Annotated in this window: 7 protein-coding genes; 5 read left to right on the top strand and 2 right to left on the bottom strand. The window is 46.8% G+C overall.

Annotation, left to right across the window (positions count from 1 at the left end; genetic code table 11):
- Window positions 1-379: 379 nt before the first annotated feature.
- Window positions 380-1,522: a PQQ-dependent sugar dehydrogenase gene (locus ABY802_RS16070; RefSeq protein ID WP_372628137.1), complete on the top strand. Its 1,143-nt coding sequence runs from the start codon at window positions 380-382 to the stop codon at window positions 1,520-1,522.
- Window positions 1,523-1,709: 187 nt separating this feature from the next.
- Here the strand turns inward: ABY802_RS16070 and ABY802_RS16065 are convergent, their stop codons facing one another.
- A complete protein-coding gene (locus ABY802_RS16065; RefSeq protein WP_372628136.1) occupies window positions 1,710-2,036 on the bottom strand; it encodes a YceK/YidQ family lipoprotein in 327 nt (108 codons plus the stop codon).
- A 179-nt stretch (window positions 2,037-2,215) separates the two neighbouring features.
- On the opposite strand from ABY802_RS16065, the gene ABY802_RS16060 reads away from it, so the two are divergent.
- The 4 genes from ABY802_RS16060 to ABY802_RS16045 all read left to right on the top strand — a co-directional run bounded on the left by ABY802_RS16060 (window position 2,216) and on the right by ABY802_RS16045 (window position 3,657).
- The gene (locus ABY802_RS16060) at window positions 2,216-2,725 is read left to right on the top strand and encodes a hypothetical protein (RefSeq protein WP_372628135.1); all 510 of its coding nucleotides are present in this window, start codon (window positions 2,216-2,218) and stop codon (window positions 2,723-2,725) included.
- 87 nt (window positions 2,726-2,812) lie between these two features.
- Window positions 2,813-3,031 (top strand): DUF4177 domain-containing protein, encoded by a 219-nt coding sequence (locus tag ABY802_RS16055; RefSeq protein ID WP_290610035.1) that lies wholly within the window; start codon window positions 2,813-2,815, stop codon window positions 3,029-3,031.
- 1 nt (window position 3,032) lies between these two features.
- Window positions 3,033-3,293, top strand: coding sequence for a membrane protein insertion efficiency factor YidD (gene yidD, locus ABY802_RS16050; protein WP_372628134.1), 261 nt, complete (start codon window positions 3,033-3,035; stop codon window positions 3,291-3,293).
- Window positions 3,271-3,657: a TM2 domain-containing protein gene (locus ABY802_RS16045; RefSeq protein ID WP_372628133.1), complete on the top strand. Its 387-nt coding sequence runs from the start codon at window positions 3,271-3,273 to the stop codon at window positions 3,655-3,657. Before yidD ends, ABY802_RS16045 begins: the two co-directional genes overlap by 23 nt.
- Here ABY802_RS16045 and ABY802_RS16040 read toward each other — a convergent pair.
- A partial coding sequence (locus tag ABY802_RS16040; RefSeq protein WP_372628132.1) for a hypothetical protein occupies window positions 3,654-4,313 on the bottom strand: 660 nt, incomplete at its 5' end. The two genes, ABY802_RS16045 and ABY802_RS16040, sit on opposite strands and share 4 nt — an antisense overlap.

Raw genomic sequence — 4,313 nt, 5'->3', positions numbered from 1 at the left:
TTGGGATCAGTTCAATATGCAAAGTCATAATGCTTTCCTTTTATGATGAAACGTAGTGAGTTAACTGAATCATAGTGCGACCTGGCTGAAAATATAGCAATTCATTTAAAAATTCAGGGGCACAACAGTTAGTTTATTCGGTTTCATCATAGGGGTTTTCAGGTGTTATTTTTCAGACCCTGCAAGCAAGAAAGCGGGTGCAGGTCTTGCCTTCTGACCCCCACCCCTAAGTTAAAAAGACCGGATCTGATCCTAACGTATCTGCGTAATTACCCACTAATCAATGATATAAGCGCGAAAGGCAAATAGCGAAACTGCAGTTTGCAAAGGCTTTGCTATACTGAACGCTCACTTTTACATCACAGGCAGGAGGTTTTTTATGAGCCGGCAGCTATTTGCGTCTCTTCTGGGTTTACTTCTTACGTTTTCTATATCGGCACAAGATAAATTGCCATTCAAGGTTGAAGAAATTAGTAGTTTTGATGAACCATGGTCGATGGCTTTTCTGCCTGATGGGCGCATGCTTGTGACGGAAAAGAAAGGAACACTGACTATTGTTACCCAGCAGGGAGAAAAATCCCGGCCGGTTGGCGGCTTACCTGATGTGGATTACGGCGGTCAGGGTGGCTTGGGCGATGTAGCACTGCATCCGGATTTCGCCAACAACAAGCTGGTCTATATTAGCTATGCCGAAGCCGGTGTCGGTGGCGTGCGTGGTGCAGCTGTCGCCCGCGACACCCTGGTAGAAGAAGGGCGCAGAAGTTCGCTGCAAAACCTGCAGGTTATCTGGCGGCAGTATCCTAAAGTGTTGGGCTATGGCCACTATGGCCACCGTCTGCTGTTCGATAACAATAAGCATTTGTGGATTTCCTCCGGTGACCGTCAGAAATTTACCCCTGCCCAGGACATGCAATCATCAATCGGCAAGATATTGCGCTTGCATGACGATGGTTCGGTGCCTGACGACAACCCCTTTGTTAATTATCGTGAGACGGACTCCTTTGTTGACGGCGAAGCCATTTACCAACAAATTTGGTCACTTGGTCACCGCAACCCATTAGGAATAGCATTCGATTTGAATGACCAGTTATGGGTTATTGAAATGGGCCCTGCTGGCGGCGATGAACTTAATCTGGTCAAACGGGCCGCCAATTATGGCTACCCGCTGGTATCTAATGGCAAGCATTATGATGGCAGGCCTATTCCTGACCACGACACCCGGCCGGAGTTTGCCGCACCGGCAATTACCTGGACACCGGTGATATCCCCCGCCGATCTTATCGTTTACCGTGGCAAGCTATTTGCTGACTGGCGGGGCGATGCGTTGGCCGCAGGCCTTTCCTCACAAGGCATAGTTCGGATTAAGCTCGACGGTGAGAAGGCAACAGAGGTAGCACGGTACGGTATGGGCGCGCGTATCCGCAAAGTTACCGAAGCCCCGGATGGTGCGCTGTGGGTACTTGAAGATGAGCGAGGACAAAGCCAGGGCCGTTTGCTGAAGTTAACGCCTAAACCTCGTTAATGAAAAAATTAAGGGGCATAACAATGGAAGTTGAAGCATTTTTCAACTTACCTGTAATGCCCCTTTTAATTTAATTAACAACATCACACCAAACCATACAAACCACACTAATGCTCGCCTTTTTACAAACTTTTAAAGTCAGCACTGGCCTGACACCGGTACATTACCGGATAACTCACGCCCGGCACTAATTAACATCAATGCTGCCGTGTTTAGTCTGGGTATAGAGGGTGTATGGCAGTGCAGCGGTATCTGCGACGAAGGAGAAGGTGCCATCAATAATAAAAAACGGTACGTTATTAAAGCTGCTTCCGAGATTTACCTGCCGGCTTGGTTCACCATTAAGCTTACATAAGTTATAGGAAAAACCGCTGTAAATCCGCGGTATGCTCTGACAATAGCTTTTCTTGCCCTCGTGCTCAATACTGATATGTGTTGTGCTGGCAGGCAGCGTTTTTACCGTCGCGCAGCCTGTAAGGCTAAGCATTATCAATGCTGGTACTAGTGTTTTCATTGCATCATCCCTGTATTTAAGCAGGCGCCGAGTTTAGAGTTAAGTAAACTTAAAGTAAATATAAATAAGGTACAGACAGATCGCCAGACACGACAAATCACGGCTGAGTCAATCCAACCGGGTAAAGTTGTACTACTATTTCAGGTAGTGAATTTGCTACTTCATGTCAGGAGAAAGACATGACTGATCTTTTATCTATTGCCAATGTGCTTGCGGTATTTGCAGCTATTGGTACTGCATGGCTGGGCATTGTTACTTACCGCCGACAAAAAGAGATTGATCTTGAATATCATAAAGAACAGCTGGAACGCGAGGCTGTTACTGAATATTTGGCTTCGCTGGATACATTAATAAATCATGCAGCTTACTGCGAGGGGCATGGCACTCACGATCAAGCCGATAAAATACTGTTATGCAAAAAGAATATTAATAAAATATACATTTATGCACCGGCAGAAGTCGTTGAAGCTATGGATAACTTGCTGACCGAAGCAACAGACCTAGCCAGTGTTATTTCCAAAATCCCAAATGCTGAGATGTTTGATAAAGATAAAGAGGCGCTGTACGACAACGAGCGAACTAAAACCCAGAATGCTTACCTAGTGGCCGTTAACGTGGCAAGAAAACATGTTGGCTTACACAAGCAACCGGTTGGCGCTGTTCAGCTGCTTTTGCTTGGTAAAAAGTAATTGCAGCGCTTGCAACTTGCCAACAGCTAAATATACCGTGTACCTTGGCGTTAACCTTTTTAAAAGCAATGAAACAGGAAGCGTAAAATGGCGACAGCATTTAAAGAATACAAAATGATTTACATCGCCGAGGGCGGTTGCGGCACCATTTTTCTGGGTGCGTCGGGTTTACCGTTAAAAAAAGTCGAAGCTGAATTAAATGCTCAGGCAGCACAGGGTTGGCAGGTGGTGTTTCAGCTGATTGAACAAAAACGGTTCTGGCTGTTCTGGAGCCGTGAAGCCATGGTAGTCACCCTGGGCCGCTAGCATGCAACGTTTGCTGCTATGGCTAATCAGTCGCTACCGTAACACCGGCGGCGGCATGCGCTGGTTTGGTATTGACTGCAATTATGAGCCCAGCTGCTCGGCGTATACTTACACCGCAATTAAACGCTTTGGCTCACGCAAAGGCGTGGTAATGGGCTGGCAGCGGATTAAGCGCTGTAACCGTCACGACAGTTTTTGTAAGTGTATTGAGCCGGTGCCACCCGCTGGAGAAATGAGTCATGCTAAATCAGCAACAGGTTGATACCGAAGAAGAACAGTTGCGGGAGCAGGTTGCCGCCCTGCCCAACGAGCAACGTAAAGTATTTTATCAGCAATTAAAACCGTTGCTACGCGACCCCGATACCTATGCCACCTTAAACTGGTGTTTTATTGCCGGGTTGCATCATTTTTATTTAGGCCAGTGGCAGCGCGGCCTGGTTAATTTACTGGTGTTTACCATAGGTATCGTGCTGCTGTTTACCCCACTGTTTTTGCTGGGCATTGCTATGCTGGTACTGATTAGCGTGGTAGAGCTCTGGGCACTGTTTCGCGCCCAGATTATTATTCAGAACTGGAATAACAAGACTATGCATCGCCTATTGCAGCGCCTAACAGCGAACACTTAAAAGCGTTCAACCACTTTGGCCTGCAGGGCCGGGTTGGCGAAATCCAGCACTACCGGTTGCTCCAGAATAATCAGGCCTTCTATCACCACATTGGCGGCAATATTTAAGCTCGGTTGGTTATTATTGCCCCAGCCAAAAAATGATTTCTTTTTACCCGCTTTTTTAAATACCACATCGCCTTTAACCACGGTGTTGCCTGCCAGGCTAATATCACCATTAACCGTACTGATATTTTGAGCTATCTGCGCGCTGTCGAAGCTAATATCACCATTTACCGTCATTACATCACCGGCAATTCTGGCATTATCTTTTACTACAATTTCGCCATTTACCGTGGTAACACTGCCGTTAACGGTTAAATTGCGACCGGCTACAATCGATCCATTGACGGTTTCAGCACTGTCAACTGAGACATCGTCACTCATTTTAATGCCGCCATTAACCAGCGATACTGTTTTAGCGCTGCTATTGCTGGCGATTTTCACACTGCCATTTACCAGTGACACATTGCCATAGTGCTCACCACTGCCAACCACGGCACTGCCCAGCACTTTGTCGATATTGCCATAGGTACTATCAGCAGCCGCACGGTTGCCTACTCCACTTAACACCAGGGTCGCGGCTACTAAAGTGCTAACAGCAGCAAATTTAAAAAG

The organism is Arsukibacterium sp., from assembly GCF_041616895.1.
In the GTDB taxonomy this organism is placed as follows: domain Bacteria; phylum Pseudomonadota; class Gammaproteobacteria; order Enterobacterales; family Alteromonadaceae; genus Alishewanella.
The sequence above is the reverse complement of the archived record's forward strand: the minus strand, read 5'-3'. Positions and strand labels throughout refer to the sequence as shown.